The organism is Streptomyces sp. NPDC001443, from assembly GCF_053597355.1.
In genome coordinates, this window is sequence record NZ_JBSFIA010000002.1 from 446,397 (window position 1) to 463,849 (window position 17,453).

At 70.3% G+C, this 17,453-nt stretch carries 11 protein-coding genes; 7 read left to right on the forward strand and 4 right to left on the reverse strand.

All coding sequences use genetic code 11. From position 1 onward, the window contains the following. Positions 1–17: 17 nt before the first annotated feature. The 3 genes from ACWC24_RS04805 to ACWC24_RS04815 all read left to right on the forward strand — a co-directional run bounded on the left by ACWC24_RS04805 (position 18) and on the right by ACWC24_RS04815 (position 3,662). A complete protein-coding gene (locus ACWC24_RS04805) occupies positions 18–1,301 on the forward strand; it encodes a sensor histidine kinase (RefSeq protein WP_450661382.1) in 1,284 nt (427 codons plus the stop codon). Beyond that, positions 1,286–1,939, forward strand: coding sequence for a LuxR C-terminal-related transcriptional regulator (locus ACWC24_RS04810; protein ID WP_450661383.1), 654 nt, complete (start codon positions 1,286–1,288; stop codon positions 1,937–1,939). The genes ACWC24_RS04805 and ACWC24_RS04810 overlap by 16 nt, the downstream gene beginning before the upstream one ends. A 169-nt stretch (positions 1,940–2,108) precedes the next feature. Continuing rightward, positions 2,109–3,662 (forward strand): DUF1996 domain-containing protein, encoded by a 1,554-nt coding sequence (locus ACWC24_RS04815; protein WP_450661384.1) that lies wholly within the window; start codon positions 2,109–2,111, stop codon positions 3,660–3,662. 89 nt (positions 3,663–3,751) lie between these two features. Here the strand turns inward: ACWC24_RS04815 and ACWC24_RS04820 are convergent, their stop codons facing one another. Beyond that, complete coding sequence (locus ACWC24_RS04820; RefSeq protein WP_450661385.1) at positions 3,752–4,159, reverse strand: hypothetical protein; 408 nt, start codon at positions 4,157–4,159, stop codon at positions 3,752–3,754. A 119-nt stretch (positions 4,160–4,278) separates the two neighbouring features. Here ACWC24_RS04820 and ACWC24_RS04825 point away from each other — a divergent pair, with 119 nt between their 5' ends. From ACWC24_RS04825 to ACWC24_RS04835, 3 genes are all read left to right on the forward strand, one after another. Continuing rightward, positions 4,279–4,779 (forward strand): tetratricopeptide repeat protein, encoded by a 501-nt coding sequence (locus ACWC24_RS04825; protein ID WP_450661386.1) that lies wholly within the window; start codon positions 4,279–4,281, stop codon positions 4,777–4,779. A gap of 149 nt (positions 4,780–4,928) precedes the next feature. After that, on the forward strand, positions 4,929–6,842 hold the full coding sequence (locus tag ACWC24_RS04830; protein ID WP_450661387.1) for a hypothetical protein: 1,914 nt from the start codon (positions 4,929–4,931) through the stop codon (positions 6,840–6,842). Positions 6,843–6,958: 116 nt separating this feature from the next. Beyond that, on the forward strand, positions 6,959–7,717 hold the full coding sequence (locus ACWC24_RS04835; RefSeq protein ID WP_450661388.1) for a TetR/AcrR family transcriptional regulator: 759 nt from the start codon (positions 6,959–6,961) through the stop codon (positions 7,715–7,717). Positions 7,718–7,732: 15 nt separating this feature from the next. On the opposite strand, the gene ACWC24_RS04840 is transcribed toward ACWC24_RS04835, so the two are convergent. Together ACWC24_RS04840 and pulA are read right to left on the reverse strand one after the other, a co-directional pair. After that, complete coding sequence (locus ACWC24_RS04840) at positions 7,733–8,092, reverse strand: 5-carboxymethyl-2-hydroxymuconate Delta-isomerase (RefSeq protein ID WP_450661389.1); 360 nt, start codon at positions 8,090–8,092, stop codon at positions 7,733–7,735. A 172-nt stretch (positions 8,093–8,264) separates the two neighbouring features. Then, positions 8,265–13,673 carry a pullulanase-type alpha-1,6-glucosidase gene (gene pulA / locus ACWC24_RS04845; protein ID WP_450661390.1) on the reverse strand — a complete coding sequence of 1,803 codons (5,409 nt, stop codon included), beginning with the start codon at positions 13,671–13,673 and terminating at the stop codon, positions 8,265–8,267. Positions 13,674–13,904: 231 nt separating this feature from the next. Here pulA and ACWC24_RS04850 point away from each other — a divergent pair, with 231 nt between their 5' ends. Next, a complete protein-coding gene (locus tag ACWC24_RS04850) occupies positions 13,905–16,007 on the forward strand; it encodes a carbohydrate-binding module family 20 domain-containing protein (protein WP_450661391.1) in 2,103 nt (700 codons plus the stop codon). A 10-nt stretch (positions 16,008–16,017) separates the two neighbouring features. On the opposite strand, the gene ACWC24_RS04855 is transcribed toward ACWC24_RS04850, so the two are convergent. Further along, complete coding sequence (locus ACWC24_RS04855) at positions 16,018–17,394, reverse strand: alpha-amylase (protein WP_450661392.1); 1,377 nt, start codon at positions 17,392–17,394, stop codon at positions 16,018–16,020. Between the last annotated feature and the right edge of the window lie 59 nt (positions 17,395–17,453).

A 17,453-nucleotide genomic window follows, 5' to 3' on the forward strand; every position in this document is an offset into this window, starting at 1 on the left:
TCCGCGAGACTGACACCATGAACACCAACACGCTCGGCGGCGGCACCGGTACGCGGACCCGGGCCGCCGCGCTGGCCTCGGGACGAGGACTCGTACTGGCCCTGGCGCTCCTGCCCCAGGCCGTCTTCCTGTACACGCTCGCGGTGGTGTCGATCGCGCTCGTGCCCGTCGTCGGGATCGGCCTCTTCACGACTCCCTGGGTCCTCACCCGGGTACGGTCCTTCGCCGACCGCCGCCGTGCCCTCGCGGCGAAATGGTGCGGGATACGCATCCCGTCGGCGTACCGGCCGCTGCCGGAGGAGGGCGGCAAGCCGTGGACACGAACGTACGCGCTGCTCCAGGACCCGGCGACCTGGCGGGACCTGCGGTGGCTGCTGGTGGACATGACGGCCGGATACCTCACCGCGCTGCTGCCGGCCGCGCTGCTCGTGTACGCGGTGGAGGGGTTCGCGCTGGCGGCGGGCATGTGGCGGGTGTACACGCACGTGACCGACGACACGTACTGGTACGGCTTCGTGCCGGTCTCCGGCCAGGCCTCGGCCCTCGGCGCGGCCGTCCTGGCTGCCGTGTTCCTGGTCCTCTGCCACCTCTTCGCCCCCCGCCTGCTGGCCGTCCACTTCCGGCTCACCCGGGCCCTGCTCGCCCCCGGCCAAGAGGAACTCGCCGAGCGGGTGCGGGTCCTGACCGAGACCCGGCGCGACGCCGTCGACACCTCGGCCGCCGAGCTGCGGCGCATCGAACGCGATCTGCACGACGGGGCGCAGGCCCGGCTGGTGGCCATGGGCATGGACCTCGGCACCGTCGAGATGCTCCTGGACAAGGACCCCGCGCAGGCCCGGCGGCTGCTCGCCCAGGCCAGGCAGTCGTCCGCCGACGCGCTCGCCGAACTGCGGGACCTGGTGCGGGGCATCCACCCTCCGGTGCTGGCCGAACGCGGACTGGGCGACGCCGTAAGGGCGTTGGCGCTGCGGCTGCCGGTCGCGACGGAGGTGGACGTGGAACTGGCCGGGCGGGCGGACGCGCCGGTCGAGTCGGCCGCGTACTTCGCGGTCAGCGAGCTGCTCACCAACGCGGTCAAGCACGCGGACGCCGACCGGGTCTGGGTGGACCTGCACCACTTGGACGGCATGCTGCGGATCTCGGTCACCGACAACGGGCGGGGCGGCGCCGCGGTCGGGGCCGGCTCGGGTCTGAGCGGTGTCGAGCGACGGCTGGGTACATTCGACGGCGTCCTGGCCGTCAGTTCTCCCGCGGGCGGTCCCACCATGGTGACCATGGAGATTCCGTGCGCGTTGTCCTAGCCGAAGACCTGTTCCTGCTGCGCGACGGGCTGGTCCGGCTGCTGGAGGCCTACGACTTCGAGATCGCCGCCGCCGTCGAGTCCGGACCCGAGCTGACCCGGGCCCTGGCCGAGCAGCGGCCCGACGTGGCGGTGGTGGACGTACGCCTGCCGCCGACCCACACCGACGAGGGCCTGCAGTGCGCGCTGCGGGCCCGCCGGGAGCGGCCCGGGCTGCCCGTGCTGGTGCTCTCCCAGCACGTCGAGCAGCTCTACGCGCGTGAGTTGCTCGCCGACGGCAGCGGCGGGGTCGGCTATCTGCTCAAGGACCGGGTGTTCGACGCGGAGCAGTTCGTGGACGCCGTACGGCGGGTGGCGGGCGGCGGTACGGCCATGGACCCGCAGGTGATCCAGCAGTTGCTGGCGCGGCGGTCGTCGGACGACCGGCCGCTGGACCGGCTCACGCCCCGGGAGCGGGAGGTGCTGGAGCTAATGGCACAGGGGCGGACCAACGCGGCGATCGCGGCCCGGCTCGTCGTCACGGAACGGGCGATCGCCAAGCACACCGCCAATATCTTCGCCAAACTGGGACTGGAGGTGTCGGACGACGACAATCGCCGCGTCCTGGCGGTGCTCGCCTATCTGGACCGGAATCTCTGATCCCCGCAACTACCTGCAATGACGGTGAAGTTGGGGCGGGATTGCGTCGCGTTTCTCTCATGAATTTCTGAGATGTTTGAACACCCCTGGGACCGCCTCCGTATGGATGGGAGCCGCTTCACTCCTGTCGGGCGCCTCGATGCTGCCCCGCAAGGATCAGAGGAGTTCCATGGGACGCAATACACGTAAACGCCGTTCGTCGATGGCCACGAAGGCCATAGCCGCATCGGCGGCCCTAGCGCTCGGTGGGGGCGGGCTGATCTGGGCGAACTTCTACGCTTCGGCGCACGAGTCGAACAACAAGGGGTGGAACCAGACCAAGGCCGCCGCGGCCTCGCAGGCCGCGACCATCTCCTGCCCGGACGTCGGCCAGAAGCTGACCAACGTGCCGGCTCAGGCCCGCAACGATGTGAGCGGCGAACTCAGCAACCTCGACCGCCAGATCACCGAGGCCTACCAGCGTCTCGCCACCACCCGGGACGCCCAGGCGCGGGACGCGAGCTTCGTCCAGAACAGCATCCTGCAGCCCCTCCAGGACCGGCGGAAGAACATCTTCGACCGGATCCGGCTGGAGATCACCCGGGTCGGCGGCACCGCGCCGGCGGACCTGGACACTCTGATCAACTGCACCGCCACCCCGGCCAGCCAGACCAACGCGGGCGGCGGCCAGAACAACAACGGCGGTCAGGCGAACAACGGCGGTCAGGCCAACAACGGCCAGACCGCCAACCCCAGCCAGAGCGCCCCCGCCAACAACGGTGGCCAGGCGAACAACGGCGGTCAGACGGGCAACGGCGGCCAGGCCGGCAACGGTCCGAACGCGGCCGACTTCGTGGACATCACGAAGGTCCAGGCGAACGTCGCCGCCAAGCCCCGCCGGACGGGCCAGGCCTCGACCGGTACGTTCACCACGCGCTGCGGTGTCAACGCCAACGGCAACCACAACACCGACAACGTGATCGTGGCGCCCGGCGTGACCAACGGCGCGCACCACCTGCACGACTACGTCGGCAACCAGTCGAACGACGCCTTCGCGAACAACGACAAGTTCGCGGCGGCCGAGACGACCTGCCAGAACCAGCAGGACAAGTCGTCGTACTACTGGCCGGTGATCCGTCTTCAGAACGGAACGCAGGACTTCGACCAGAACAACGACGGCGGTGGCAAGGAAGGCAACGTCGGCAAGATCCTGGTCGCCAAGCAGGCCCAGATCAAGTTCGTCGGCAGCCCGACCAGCAAGGTCACCGCGATGCCGGAGTTCCTGCGGATCATCACCGGTGACGCCAAGACCACGACCAACGGTCTGGCGAACGCCAACGCGCACTGGAGCTGCACCGGCTTCGAGAACAAGGTGCAGCTGACGACGCAGTACCCGATCTGCCCCAAGGGCAGCAGCGTGGTCCGCACCTTCGCGTTCCAGAGCTGCTGGGACGGCCAGAACACCGACAGCGCCAACCACCGCACGCACGTCGCCTTCGCCGACGCCAACGGCAACTGCGCCAACGGCTTCAAGGCGATCCCCCAGCTGACGATGCGCCTGGTGTACGACGTTCCGGCCCCGGTCATCCAGAACGGCCAGGTCAAGAACCCGTACGCGGTGGACGGCTTCCCGGAGCAGCTCCACAAGGCGGCCACCGACCACGACGACTTCATCAACGTGATGTCGGCGGCTCAGAACACCAAGATCGCCAACTGCATCAACCGCGGTCAGCGCTGCCAGTGACGGCACGGCGCTAGCGCCAAGAAGGAACCGGCGGTGGGAGATCCCACCGCCGGTTCTTCGTGTGTCCGGGGGACGTGCCGCGGCCGGTGTCAGTGACCGGTGTGCGCCCCGTGGTCGACGCCCTGCTCGATGTCCCCGCCGAGGGTGGAGCGCAGCGCCGCCACCGTGCTGTTCTCGCCCACGGCCACCCACTTGCGGCCGACCAGGTAGTGACCGCCGTAGTCCTTGGCGGAGTTGATCCACTCGCGCTGTCCGCGGTCGGTGGCGAAGGTGGCCAGGATGAACTTGCCGGCGGCGACCTTGCACACCGCCTGGCGGATCTCGTCGGCGTCGGTCTGCATGTCGGGCGTGCACTTCACCTCGGCGGCCAGGTGCTCCAGGCTGCCGGTCGCCGTCACCGGCACCGCCGCCTTCGTGTCCGTGGCGGTGCCGCAGCCCGCGAGCACCAGCGCCGCCACGGCGGCGGCCGCCGCGAGCATCGGTCGGGTCACGTTCATCTGTCCTCCCTGCAAGAGCCTCGTCCTGGATACGGCTGCGGCCCGCGGCGCACTCAAACGAGGTCCAGGATGCCCGAAATCAGCCACCGCGCCACGCACATACGTGCGAGGGTGAGCGAATGAACCACGACTGGGACGACCGGGTGACCGCGGCATGGGCCCGCTTCGACGACTACGCCGAGCAGGACGCGGCCGATTTCCGGGCCCTGATCGACGCGCTCGTCGCCGAACTGCCCGAGGGCAGCCCGCTGGGCCCGTTCGAACAGGCCTGCGCCTGGGACTCGACGGGGCACTCGGACCGGGCCGTCCCCCTGTACCGGCAGGCGCTGGCACGCGGCCTCGACGGCTACCGGGGCCGCAGGGCCCGTATCCAACTGGCCAGCTCCCTGCGCAACATCGGCCGGGCGGAGGAGGGCGTCGAGCTGCTCACGCCCGAACTGGACGGCCCGTCGGACGAGTTGGACGACGCCGTACGCGCCTGTCTGGCGCTCTGTCTGTCCAGCCTCGGCCGGGACCGCGAGGGCCTCTCCCTCGTCCTCGGCGCCCTGGCGCCGCATCTGCCGCGCTACCAGCGGTCGATGGGCAACTACGCGCGGGCGCTGGTCGAGCCGGGTCACTGACGCACGGGCCGCACCGCGGGCACGGCGGGCACGGCGGGCACGGTGACGGGCCGCACCGCGAGCGCGACAGGCACGGCAGGCAAGGCGGCGGGCCGCACCGCGGGCAGCCGAGGTGGTGACCAACCACCGATTCGCTCGTTCTGCTGAACGTGCAGCCACAGCATGTCGCCCCGCGCCCCCCATCGTCCGCCGCCGACGTCGACGTCGAGCAGGCCGAGGCCGCGCTCGTCGAGCACTATCCGCGACTCGTCCGGCTCGCCTATCTGGTGCTGCCGCCCGGCCTGGGCCGGAGCCGGCGGGTGCTGACCGCGCACGCCCTCGCCCAGCGCGCGCTGCCCGGCCGACGCGCGTCCGGGCCCGCCATCCCGGCCCAGTCGAAAGACCGGGACGGCGATCCGGGCTACGCCTTCGTCCGCCGCCAGGTCGTGCGTACGGCGCTGGAGGCGGGGCTGCCGCTGCGCCGCGCGGCCTGGCCCAGGCGCGCCCAACTGCCGCCGCTGCTGCCCCAGGTGTGGGGACTGCGCCTGTTCCCGAGGTCGGGCGGCGCCGAGGAGCTCGCCCTGGACCAGCGGCTGGCGGCGCTGTCCGGACCGGCCCGCGCCGCCCATGTGCTGCGCGGTCTGGAGCGGCTCCAGGACGGCGCCGTGCGCAGGGTGCTGAGGTCGGCGGGCGTGGCCGACCCGGACGCCGCGCTGCGCGAGGCCGACACCGTCCCCGCGCAGTACGCGCTGTTCGAGTCGCCCGCGTTCGACCCCTGCGCGCTCCAGGCCCGGCCGACCGATCTGATGCGGCGCCGCCGGCACTCCCGGGCCGTGCTGGCCGCGACCGCCGCGCTCGCGGTGTGCGGCGCGCTGGTGGCCCTGCCGGGTGGCGGCTGGGGCCCCGACGGCGCCGCCGCCCCGCCGTACGCGCGCAACCCCGCGGCCGAGGCGGCCCTGGACCCCGGCAAGCTGCTCCGGGTCGCGCCGGCCGCGTGGAAGTCGTCCAGCCGCACCGACTTCTCCGTGTGGCCCGCCCGCGGCGCCCTGACCGGTGACAGCGCGCTGCTGCGCCGCGCCCTCGCGGTCTGGGCGCGGCCCGGCGCGGACGTCCGGGTCTCCGGCACCCCCGGCACCCCCACGGGCGGCCCGGCCGGACCGCCCCAGCTGCTGTACGCGGGCCCGGTCGACAAGGCACGCGTGGTGATCCTGTACGACGGTCTGCGCATCGCCCGCTACGCCGAGCCGAAGGACGGCACGCAGGGCGCCGCCCTCGACTTCGCCCGGGTCGACGGCGCGACGGCCGCCGAGGCGGGTGCGCTGGTCCTCGGCCGGTCCGACGACAACGTGCGTTATCTGACCGCGCCGTGGGTGACGAAGGCGGCCGAGCGGGATCTGACGAAGCCCTCGGCCGGCGCGATGGACCTCGACCTGGCCGACGGGATCACCACGCCGCTGGCCAGCCCGGCCGCCCGGACCGGCACCTGCACCTCGTGGAACGTGCTCCAGCTGACCGACGCCCAGGGCACTCATCTGCTGACCGACCTCGGCGAGCTGGTGCCGGCCCGGCTGACCACGGGGAAGCCGACCGCGCCGCACGAGGCGACCGGGGCGGAGTCGCTGAGCGCCTGGGCGCCGTTCGCCTGCTCGCTGGCCGACGCGCGGGCGCAGGGCGTGCGGTCGGTGAACGCCTGGCAGTACGCCGAGCAGCCGCTGCCGGACGCGAGCGGCACGGCCGCCTGGGTGTGCACCAGGGCCGAGACCTGGCGGGGCGACGGGCCCCGGGTGCTGGCCCAGTTCCACACCCCGGGCGGGACCTACGGCGCGGTCGCCGCGCGGGCGGAGGACGTGCCCGCGTGCGGCGGCCGGGATCCGCACGTGCTGGCGGGCGTGCTGTGGAAGTCGCAGACCGGCTCCTGGTATCTGCTGGCCGCGGGCAGCAAGGACACCGCCTCGATCCGTACGACGGGCGGGGTCCACGCGAGCACCCGGGGCCGCCTGTTGACCACGCGTACGAAGCAGGGCGCGCAGGCCGGACTCGAAGGGACCCTGGACGACGGAAGGGCGATCAGCGGGTTGCGGTGAGGGACGGCCCGCGCCGCGGCGGCACGGGCGAGAGGTGAGCGACCCGTGTGGGATGTGTGAACATCTGCGGCAGGACCGGTCCGTTCAGGGCCGGTTGCTGTCGGTAAGGTGTCCACATGACTACCGGGGTTCGCCGCAGAATGGGAGTCGACGAGCGACGGCAGCAGCTGATCGGTGTCGCCCTCGAACTGTTCAGCCGCCGCTCGCCCGACGAGGTCTCGATCGACGAGATAGCGGCGGCCGCGGGCATCTCGCGGCCGCTGGTCTACCACTACTTCCCCGGCAAACTCAGCCTCTACGAAGCCGCGTTGAAGCGTGCCGCAGAGGACCTGTCGGCCCGGTTCGCCGAGCCGCACGAGGGTCCGCTCGGGGCCCGGCTGCTGCGGGTGATGCGCCGGTACTTCGACTTCGTGGACGAGCACGGACCGGGCTTCTCGGCCCTGATGCGCGGCGGTCCCGCGGTCCCCGCGGGCGAGTCCCGCCCGATGAGCCATGTCTCGGCCACCAACGCCCTCATCGACTCCGTACGGCAGGCCGCGTACGAGCAGATCCTGGCGCACCTGGGGGTCACGGACCCGCCCGCGCGGCTGGAGCTGGTGATCCGTTCCTGGATCTCGCTCGCCGAGTCGACCGCGCTGATCTGGCTGGACGGGCGGCGCATCCCGCGGGCGGAGCTGGAGATCCAGCTGGTGCACGACTTCGCGGCGCTGACGGCCGTGAGCGCCGCGTTCGACGACGGGATGCGCGAGCTGCTGCGGCCGATGCTCCGGGACGAGCCGGCCGACGGCCCGTTCAGCGACCTGGCCGGCCGGCTGCTCGCCCTGGCCGCCGAACCCGAGCGCGAGCCCGAACCCGAGCCCGGTCCGGGGGCCTGAGCCCCCGGTGGCGGATCAGCTGTCCTCGAACTTACGGTACGACGGGTCGAGGTCGCGCACCTCGGCGGAGGCGTGCAGGGCCAGGCCCGCGGCGGGCTTCACGTACTGACGCAGCAGTTCGAGCGCGGCCTCGGTGAGCCGGGCCTTGGTCTCCTCGGTGCGGCCGGCCAGCAGGGCGATGTGGACGTGCACGACGGCATGTCCCTCGGCGTCCGGGCCGACCACGTCGTCCGCGGTCCTGCGGAAACGCGTCTTGCAGGCCGGCGGCTTCGCGGCCGCGATCTCGACGGTGGCGGTGTGCAGGGCCCGTGCGAATCCGGGCCGGTCGAAGTCGTCCGCGAGCCGGTCCGAGTAGTCGACGGTGATCTGCGGCATGGAGCACTCCTGTTCTGGGGCGACGAATCACCCTAACCGCACGTCCCGGCCGCCTCGCGCGGCCGTCCGTATGACGGTCGGGAGACGGCCGCGACCGCCGCTCGGCCGCTGCCGGGACGCGCGGGGGGCGGGCCCGTGACGGACCCGCCCCCCTTTGAGCTCCGGACAGCCGTCAGGCGGTCCGGGAGAACACCGCGACCGTGCGTCCGGGGACCTCGAAGGTGCCGGAATCGCGGTCGTAGGCCGCGGACTTGACCGTGGTGTCGGCGCCCGACGCCTGCACCGGGTGCAGGCGATAGCCCGTCCCGGCGAGCGCGTCGACGGTCTGCCGCTGGGCGGCCGGCGTCGCGTTGAACACGACCACCAGGTCACCCAGCTTCATGGTGATCACCCCGGGCGTCTCGCTCTTCCCGGACAGCGGGAAGGACAGGTCCGCCTGCACCTGCGCGGTGCTGCCGAGGGAGAACGCCTGCTCGGTGGTCCGGATCCGCAGCAGGTCCCGGTACGCGGCCGAGGCCCCGGTGATCTGTGCGCAGCCCACGCTGACGGAACTCAGCAGGGGCTTGGCGTAGGACCACTTGGACGCATTGTCGGCGGCCGGCGGCAGCCCGCGGCCGAAGCCGTTGCCGTCGGCGCAGTTCCAGTGGATGGCGTTGAACCAGTCGCCGCTGTCGAAGGAGTTGCGGTCCAGCGACTTGGAGCGCAGCAGGTCCGAGCCCGCCTGGGACAGGGACGGCCCCTGGGAGAGGGCGGCCGTGGCCATGGCGAGGACCTGCATCCGGGCCCGGTCGGACGCCGAGGTGTCCTTGGGCAGCTTGTAGGTCAGGGCGTCGAAGAGGGACTCGTTGTCGTGCGCGTCCGTGTAGGCGAGGGCGTCGCCGGGGGCGTCCGCGTAGCCGGCGGGCGCGCCGTTGTAGTCGACCTCGGCGCCGGTGACGTCGTGGCCGTCGTTGTCGGTGAAGCGGTACTTGGCGAGGTTGCCGGTCAGGCCGACCTTGATCAGGTCCTGGTAGTGCAGGAGGCGGGCCTTCTGCTCGGCCTCGGTCCCGTTGCCGGTGGAGGAGTTCGGGTCGGTGTAGAGACCGGAAGCGAAGCCCTGGATGCCGGGGTCGGAGTCGAACGGACCGCCGCCGCGGACCGCGTCGCGGGCCCGGTCGGAGAAGGTCGCGATGCCGGTGCCGGCCATGTTCTGCTGGGTGGCCTGCACGAACCGGGCGTCGTCGGCGACCTCGCCGAAGTTCCAGCCCTCGCCGTAGAGGATGATCTTCTTGCCGTCGACGCCGTCCTTCGCGAGCGTCAGCGCGTCCAGCGCCTTGCGCACGGCGAGGATGTTGGCCTTCGGGTGGTGGCCCATCAGGTCGAAGCGGAAGCCGTCGACCTTGTACTCCTTGGCCCAGGTGACGATGGAGTCGACGACCAGCTTGCCCATCATGGCGTTCTCGGGCGCGGTGTTGGAGCAGCAGGTGCTGTTCGCCACCGAACCGTCGGCCAGGAGCCGCTGGTAGTAGCCGGGCACGACCTTGTCGAGCACGGAGGTGTCGGCCTGGCCGCTGGCCGCGGTGTGGTTGTAGACGACGTCCATCACGACCCGCAGGCCGTCGTCGTTGATCGCCTTGACCATGCTGCGGAACTGGACCGTGCGGGCGGTGCCGTCCGGGTCGGTGGCGTACGAGCCCTCGGGGACCGTGTAGTGGTACGGGTCGTAGCCCCAGTTGTAGGCGTCCTTCGCGGCGGTCTTCGCCACGCACGCCTGCTGCTCGTCGGAGTCGGCCGGGTAGGCGGCGAGGTCGCAGTCGGGGGTGGCCCGGTCGGCCTTCTTCTCGGGGATGGTGGCGATGTCGAAGGCGGGCAGCAGATGCACGTACGAGGTGCCGGCCTGGGCCAGCTCGCGCAGGTGCTTCGAGCCGTCGCTGTTCTTGTCGGTGAAGGCCAGGTAGGTGCCCTGGTCCTTCGCCGGGACGGTCGCATCGGCGACGGAGAAGTCCCGGATGTGCAGTTCCTGGATCTGCGCGTCCTTCAGCGGTACGGCCTCGGGCTTGACCAGGGTCGACCAGCCGCCGGGGGCGAGGGCCTTGTCGTTCAGGTCGACGACCAGGCTGCGCTCGGAGTTCGCGCTCAGCGCGACCGAGTACGGGTCGGTGACCTTGTTCGTCACGATCTTGCGGACGCTGGGGGCCCAGACCTTCACCACGTACCGGTAGGGCTTGCCCTTCCAGGAGGCGGGCCCGGTGACGGACCAGACGCCGGTCGTCGCGTCGCGGTGCATGGGCACCGTCGCGCCCGCCAGCTCCAGGGAGACGTTCTGTGCCGTGGGCGCCCAGACGGACAGGGTCGGCCTGCCGTCGTGGAAGACCGGGCCCAGGTTCGCCCTGGTCGCGTCGTACAGGTCGTCGAGCACGCCCGCGATCTGCACGCCGGTCGCGGAGAGCACCGCGCCGTTGGCGGCGAGCTGGGAGGCCACGATCTGGCCGCTCAGCGCCTCGCGCACCCGGGCGCGGTCGCGCGGGTCGACGGTCCAGGCGGTGTAGTCCTTCAGGTGCGGGAACTTCGCCTTCTGGGCGTCGGTGAGGGTGGACTTCGTCAGTCGCAGCCAGCGCTCGTCGTCGCTGGTGAGGGCGCCGTCCTTGACGGTGATCGAGCCGTCGTGGGAGTAGCGCAGCTGGGTGGAGGCGGCCGCGTCGGAGCCGTTCCAGGCGAGGGTGTCCCGGTCGATCCAGACCGCCTTGGAGGTGGTCGGGTCGAGGGCGGCCGCGGAGCCGGCGGGCTGCGGCAGCAGGTACTTCTCCTGGCCGTTCAACAGCCACACCTCGTAGCCGTCGGCCTTGAGGTCCAGGGACTGGTCGGAGGGCAGGTCCTTGTTGTCGCCGTTGTGGATGATGTAGCTGAGGCTGGTGGCACCGTCGGTGAGCGGTACCTCGAAGACCGCGCCATAGGCGTCAGTCTTCACCGGCTTCAGGGGGCTCGGCCAGTCGGTGGGGTTCGCGGCGCCCGTCCAGACGTGCAGGCCCCAGCCGTCGTAGTCGCCGTCGGCACGGTGGTAGTGGATGACCGCCTTGGCCTTGTCCTGCGCCGGGGCGGCGGGGTTCGCGGTCAGTACGTCCGGCTTCCCCTGCTCGATCCAGACCTCACCCGTCTTGGTGACGTCGATGCTCCGGTCGGACGAGACGTCCTTGTTGCCGTCCTTGTCGATGACCAGGAAGCCGACGTTCGAGGCGCCGGGCTTGAGCTTGACGTAGGCGAAGGCGCCGTAGGCGTCGCGACCGGTGAAGGGGTGGCTGGCCGGCCAGTTGGTGGCCTCGCCGTCGGCGAGGTCGCCCCAGGCGTACAGGCCCCAGTTCGCGTAGTCGCCGTCCGTGCGCTTGTAGTGGACGACCGCGTAGTCGCGGGAGGACGCGGTGGGGACCTCCGGAGCGGGCGCGGTGCCCGTGGTGCTCGCCGCGGTGGCGCTCGCGGTCCGCCCGGCGGAGTCGATCACGACCGCCTTGTAGCGCAGCGCGGTGCCGGCCGGTACGTCCTTGCCGATGGCCTGGGTGACCTTGTACGGGGCGTGGTCGGCGGAGCCGAGCGTGACCCACTTGCCGTTGCCGGTCTGGGCGGCGAAGACGACCCGGTTCAGCTGACCGCCGTCGACGTCGGCGGAGAGCTCGACGGTCCCGGTGGCGCCGGCGTCCGGGGCCTTGAGGGTGATCGTCGCCTTGGTGGCGGGCTCGGCGAGGCGTCCGGCCGCCTTGAGGACGACGGCGGATCCGGCCGGGACGGTGACGGTGACCTTGCGGTCGGCGTTCGAGGCGACGACGGCACCGGTGCCGTACACGCCCCGGTACGCCATGCGGGCCGAGCCGGTGGCGAAGGTGGCGCTCTTCGCGCTGTCCGCGTTGTTGAAGGCGACGACGTACTCGGCGCCGGTCCTGGCGTCGGTGCGGGTGAAGGCGTAGACGCCGGGGCCGTCGGCCGCGTACCGCTGGGTCTGGACGCCGTCGGTGAGCGCCGGGTTGTCCTTGCGGAGCTTCGAGAGAGCGCTGATCTGCTTGTAGAGCGGCGCGCTCGTGTCGTAGGCGTCGCTCGCGTGGGTGCGCGTGGTGCCGATCTCGTCGTCGTCGAGGTAGTCGGCGACCTTGGAGGCGAACATCGTCTGGCGGGCGTCCTTGTCGCCGCCGGAGCCGGTGAAGCCCTGCTCGTCGCCGTAGTAGACGACCGGGTTGCCGCGGCTGAGGAACATCAGCTCGTTGGCGAGCTTGTCCTTCTTGAGCAGTTCGGCGTCGGTGGCCTTCGGGTTGTCCTGGTCCAGGAAGTACCCGATGCGGCCCATGTCGTGGTTGCCGAGGAAGGTGACCTGTTCGTAGGCGTTGGCCTTGTCGGTCGTGTACTTGTAGTCGTCGCCGAACACGGCGGCCAGTTTCTGCGCGCTTGCGCCCTGGGAGGCGTACTGGCGGGCCGCGTCCTGGAAGGGGAAGTCGAGGGTGGCGTCGAGGCGGCCCTGGGTGACGTAGGGCGAGGTGATCGAGGTGTCGGCGGAGTAGACCTCGCCGAACATGAAGAAGTTCTTGCGGCCGTGCCGGGCGGCGTACGCGTCGAGGGCGGTCGCCCACTGCGTCCAGAACTCCATGTTCACGTGCTTGACGGTGTCGATCCGGAAACCGTCGACACCGAAGTCGCGCACCCAGCGCTGGTAGATCTCCTCCATGCCGCTGACGACCTCGGGACGCTCGGTCCACAGGTCGTCCAGGCCGGAGAAGTCGCCGTAGGTGGCGTTCTCGCCGGCGTACGTCGAGTCGCCCCGGTTGTGGTACATCGTCGGGTCGTTGAGCCAGGACGGCACCTTGGCGTTCTTGTCCGCGGCGGCGACGGTCGGCGTGCGCGGGAAGGACCCAGTGCCGACGGCCGGGAACTTCCGTCCGCCGGCCGCGTAGTCGGCGTCGTCGAAGGGCTGTCCGTCCTTGGTCAGGTAGGGGAAGGCGCCCTTGGACAGGTAGTCGTAGGACTTCTCCTGGTAGTCGACGACGTCGGCGGTGTGGTTGGTGATGACGTCGAAGAAGACCTTCATGCCCTTGGCGTGCGCCTTGGCGATGAGGGTGGAGAGGTCCTTGTTGGTCCCGAAGTGCGGGTCGACCTTGGTGAAGTCGGTGATCCAGTAGCCGTGGTAGCCGGCCGAGGCGTCCTTGCCGGTGCCCTGGACGGGCTGGTTCTTGAAAATCGGCGCCATCCAGATGGCGGTGGTGCCGAGGCCCTTGATGTAGTCGAGCCGGTTCGTCAGGCCCTTGAGGTCACCGCCCTGGTAGAAGCCCTTGTCGGTGGGGTCGTATCCGGTGCTCAGGCGCGAACCGGTCAGTCCGCCCTTGTCGTTGGACCGGTCCCCGTTGGCGAACCGGTCCGGCATGACGAAGTAGAACTGCTCCCGGGTGTCGTCGTGCCGGGCGGGCTCGGCGGCGAGCCTGGCGTCCGAGGGGGGTGCGGGCGGGGCGGCCGCGTGCGCGGCCAGCGGCTGCACCAGCGCTGCGGCGAGGGCCACGGCGGCGACGGCCGCGACCCGTCTGGCTCTGCGGATTCGGCGCGTCCCGGGCGCCGGCCATCTCGGTATCACAGGCGTGAACTCCTTGCGATTACGGCTCTCTTGGGTCCGACCCCAACACCGCGGCTCGGCTTCGATGCCGGGCGCCCGCGCGACCGTATCGCTAACGAAAGGTTTACAGCAAGAGGCTTGAAACTCACAGCAAGAACTTTCACCGACGACCTTGACGCCCCTTCCCAACTGCCGCACTCTCACCGGTTGTTGAAGCACGTACCCCCCGTGACCTCATTTCCGGAGCCGCACATGACCAGATTTCGACGTTCCCCCAGGCCGCCCGGCACGCTGCGCCGCGCCGGTACCGCGGTGGCCGCCGGCGCCCTCGCGCTGGCCGGGGCGGTGGCCCTGCCGGCCGCCCCGGCGCGGGCCGACGCCTCCGCCAAGGGCGACGTGATCGCCAACCTGTGGGAGTGGAACTGGGACTCGATCGCGTCCGAGTGCACGAACGTGCTCGGTCCGGCCGGGTACGGCGCGGTGCAGGTCGCCCCGCCCTCCGAGTCCCTCAAGCAGTCCAGCTACTACTGGTGGGACGTCTACCAGCCCTACTCGTACAACCTGAACAGCCGCTTCGGGACGGCGGCGAAGTTCGCGTCCATGGTCAGCGCCTGCCACGCGGCGGGGGTGAAGGTGTACACGGACGCGGTGATCAACCACACCGCCGCCCAGACCGGCACCGGCTACGACGGCACCACCCTCACCAGCAAGTACGACACCCCCGACTGGGACCGCTCGGACTACCACGACTCCATGTCGTGCCCCACCTCCGACCTGACCATCCAGGACTACTCCAACCTCACCCAGGTGCAGAACTGCGAGCTCCTGGGGCTGCCCGACCTCAAGACCGGCGCGGACAACGTCCGTTCGGGCCTCGCGGCCTTCCTCAACAAGCAGATCGCGCTGGGGGTCGACGGCTTCCGCGTCGACTCGGCCAAGCACATCCCGGCCACCGACATGGCGGCCATCGTCGCCAGGCTGAACACCACGACGTCCGGCGCGGCGCCGTACGTCTTCGACGAGGTGTATCCGGGCTCGACCCCGCAGCCCGGCGACTACTACGGCTCGGGTGACGTCCTGGACTTCACCTACGCGAGCAAGTTGAAGTCGGCCTTCCAGGGCAACGTGAGCGACCTGTCGTCCCTGGAGAGCAGCGGCATCCTGCCCGCCGCCAACTCGGTGTCCTTCGTGACCAACCACGACACCGAGCGCAACGGCCTGCACATGAGCTACAAGGACGGCGACAGCTACAAGCTCGCCAACCTCTTCCAGCTGGCCTACAAGTGGTCGACGCCGACGGTGTACGCGAGCTGGGAGTGGACCCAGAGCGACCAGGCCCCGCCGAACTCGTCCGGGTTCGTCACGAACACGGACTGCTCCAGCGGCTCGTGGTACTGCCTGGACCGGGACACCGGGGTCGTCGGCATGGTCGCCTGGCACAACGCGGTCGACACCTACGCCGTCTCCAACTGGCAGACAAAGTCCTCGAACGTGATCGGCTTCGGCCGCAGCGGCAAGGGCTTCTTCGCGCTCAACAACGGTTCCTCGGCGGCGACGTACACCTTCACCACCGGCATGTCCGACGGCACCTACAGCAACGTCGTGGACGGCGGCGCGAGCACGGTCACCGTCTCGGGCGGCAGCGCGACGATCACCGTCCCCGCGAAGAGCGCGGTCGCCTTCTACAACGCCTCCTACACCTGCACGGTGGGCTGCGACGACACCGGCGGCGGCTCGGGCGGCTCCGGCGGCGGCTCCGGCTCGACCGTCGCAGCGGACTTCGACGAGTACGCCTCCACCGTCGGCGGCACCGACGTGTACGTGGTGGGCTCCATCGACGCGCTGGGCGCCTGGGACACTTCCAAGGCGGTCAAGCTGTCCTCCACCGGCTACCCGATCTGGTCCGGTGAGGTGAGCGTGCCGATCAACACGTCCTTCACCTACAAGTACATCAAGAAGGACAGCTCGGGGAACGTGACCTGGGAGTCCAACGCCAACCGGTCGGCGACGGTCACGACTTCGGCGATCACTCTGAACAACTCGTGGAACGTGGCGGACGCGAGCGCGACCGACGTGACGTTCAACGAGAGCGCCACGACCGACCTGGGCACCAACGTCTACGTCGTGGGCTCCGACGCGTCGCTCGGTTCGTGGAACACGAGCGACGCGATCCCGCTCTCGTCGGCGTCGTACCCGACGTGGAGCAAGCTGGTCATCGTCCCCAAGAACACGTCCTTCACGTACAAGTACATCAAGAAGGACGGTTCGGGGAACGTGACCTGGGAGTCCGGGACGAACCGCTCGTACTCGACGGGCAGTTCTTCCGGCTACACCACGAGTGACACGTGGAAGTGATCCACCCGGCTCAGCAGCTCGACTTGCCGGAGTAGATCGCCAGGGCCGTGTTGGCGGCCAGGGTGGCGGTGAACTGCCCGCTGGAGTTCACCGTCACCGTCGTGTTGTTCTGCACGTTGCAGTACGTGCCGGCCGCCAGCGACGTCTGGTAGGTCCGGGCGAGGGACGAGGACTCGTGGTTGATGGCCACGAAGCCCTTGGTGCCGCGGCCGAAGGCGATCGCGTCGTTCCCGTTGTCCCACCAGTTGGAGAGCGCCTGTCCCCGCGTCGCGTTGCGGAAGGCGACCATCGACTTGATCTCGGGCCAGGCGTGCTGGCACTTCCACCCGTCCTGCCAGCAGGCGTTGACCGTGCCGCCGTTGGGCGGTCCGGCGTCCACGTCCGACCACTCGTAGCCGGAGTTGATGTCCGGGGCGCCGTAGGGGTAGGCGAGCATGAAGACGTTGGCGAGGGTGTAGTTCGCCCCGTCCTTGTAGTTGAGCGTCGAGCCGTTGCGCTCGGTGTCGTGGTTGTCGACGAAGACCCCGGCCACCGAACTGCTCATGTACCCCCAGCCCTCGCCGTAGTTCTTCAGGTAGGCGAGGTTCTCGTTGTTGAAGACGCGCTTGAGGTCGTAGGCGTAGCGGAACTCCTGGACGTCACCGTTGCCGGTGTACTCGGTGGGCTGGACCGCCTCGCCCGAGCCGTAGATGACCTCCTGCTTCCAGTACACCGAGGGGTTGGTCAGCCGGGACTTGATGTTGGCGAGGTCGGCGGTGTCGATGTGCTTGGCCGCGTCGATGCGGAAGCCGTCCACGCCCAGGGTGAGCAGGTCGTTCAGATAGCCGGCGATGGTCTTGCGGACGTACTCCTCGCCGGTGTCGAGGTCGGCGAGGCCCACGAGTTCGCAGTGCTGCACGTTCCACCGGTCGCTGTAGTTGCTGACCTGGGCGGTGCAGTCGTCGAAGTCGTAGGAGGAGTACAGGCCGGGGTAGTTGTACTTCGTGTACGACGAGCCGCCGGTGCCGGTGCTGCCGGTGCCCGCCGACATGTGGTTCACGACGCTGTCGACGACCACCTTCACCCCCGCCGCGTGGCAGGTGTTCACCATGCTCTGGAAGGCGGTGCGGTCGCCGAGCCGGCCGGCGATCTTGTACGACACCGGCTGGTACGAGGTCCACCACTGCGAGCCCTGTATGTGCTCGGCGGGCGGCGAGACCTGGACGTACCCGTAGCCCGCGGGGCCGAGGGTGTTGGTGCACTCCTTGGCGACCGAGGCGAACTTCCACTCGAAGAGGACGGCGGTGACGTCCTTGGTGCCGGGCGGGGAGGCGTGCGCCATAGTCGGGGTCATGACAAGGGTGGTGGCTGCGAGGGCCAGCGCCCCCGAGAGGATTCTGCGTGCCATGTGGGGTTCCTTCGTCACTGAAGGTTCTTGCTGAAAAATTTCCGCAAACTTGCGGTGAC

Excerpts from the sequence above, each read along its gene's own strand:
- ACWC24_RS04805 (WP_450661382.1), top strand. The coding sequence starts at position 18 with ATGAACACCAACACGCTCGGCGGCGGCACCGGTACGCGGACCCGGGCC.
- ACWC24_RS04850 (WP_450661391.1), top strand. The coding sequence starts at position 13,905 with ATGACCAGATTTCGACGTTCCCCCAGGCCGCCCGGCACGCTGCGCCGC.
- ACWC24_RS04820 (WP_450661385.1), bottom strand. The coding sequence starts at position 4,159 with ATGAACGTGACCCGACCGATGCTCGCGGCGGCCGCCGCCGTGGCGGCG.
- ACWC24_RS04815 (WP_450661384.1), top strand. The coding sequence starts at position 2,109 with ATGGGACGCAATACACGTAAACGCCGTTCGTCGATGGCCACGAAGGCC.
- ACWC24_RS04825 (WP_450661386.1), top strand. The coding sequence starts at position 4,279 with ATGAACCACGACTGGGACGACCGGGTGACCGCGGCATGGGCCCGCTTC.
- ACWC24_RS04855 (WP_450661392.1), bottom strand. The coding sequence starts at position 17,394 with ATGGCACGCAGAATCCTCTCGGGGGCGCTGGCCCTCGCAGCCACCACC.
- ACWC24_RS04840 (WP_450661389.1), bottom strand. The coding sequence starts at position 8,092 with ATGCCGCAGATCACCGTCGACTACTCGGACCGGCTCGCGGACGACTTC.
- ACWC24_RS04835 (WP_450661388.1), top strand. The coding sequence starts at position 6,959 with ATGACTACCGGGGTTCGCCGCAGAATGGGAGTCGACGAGCGACGGCAG.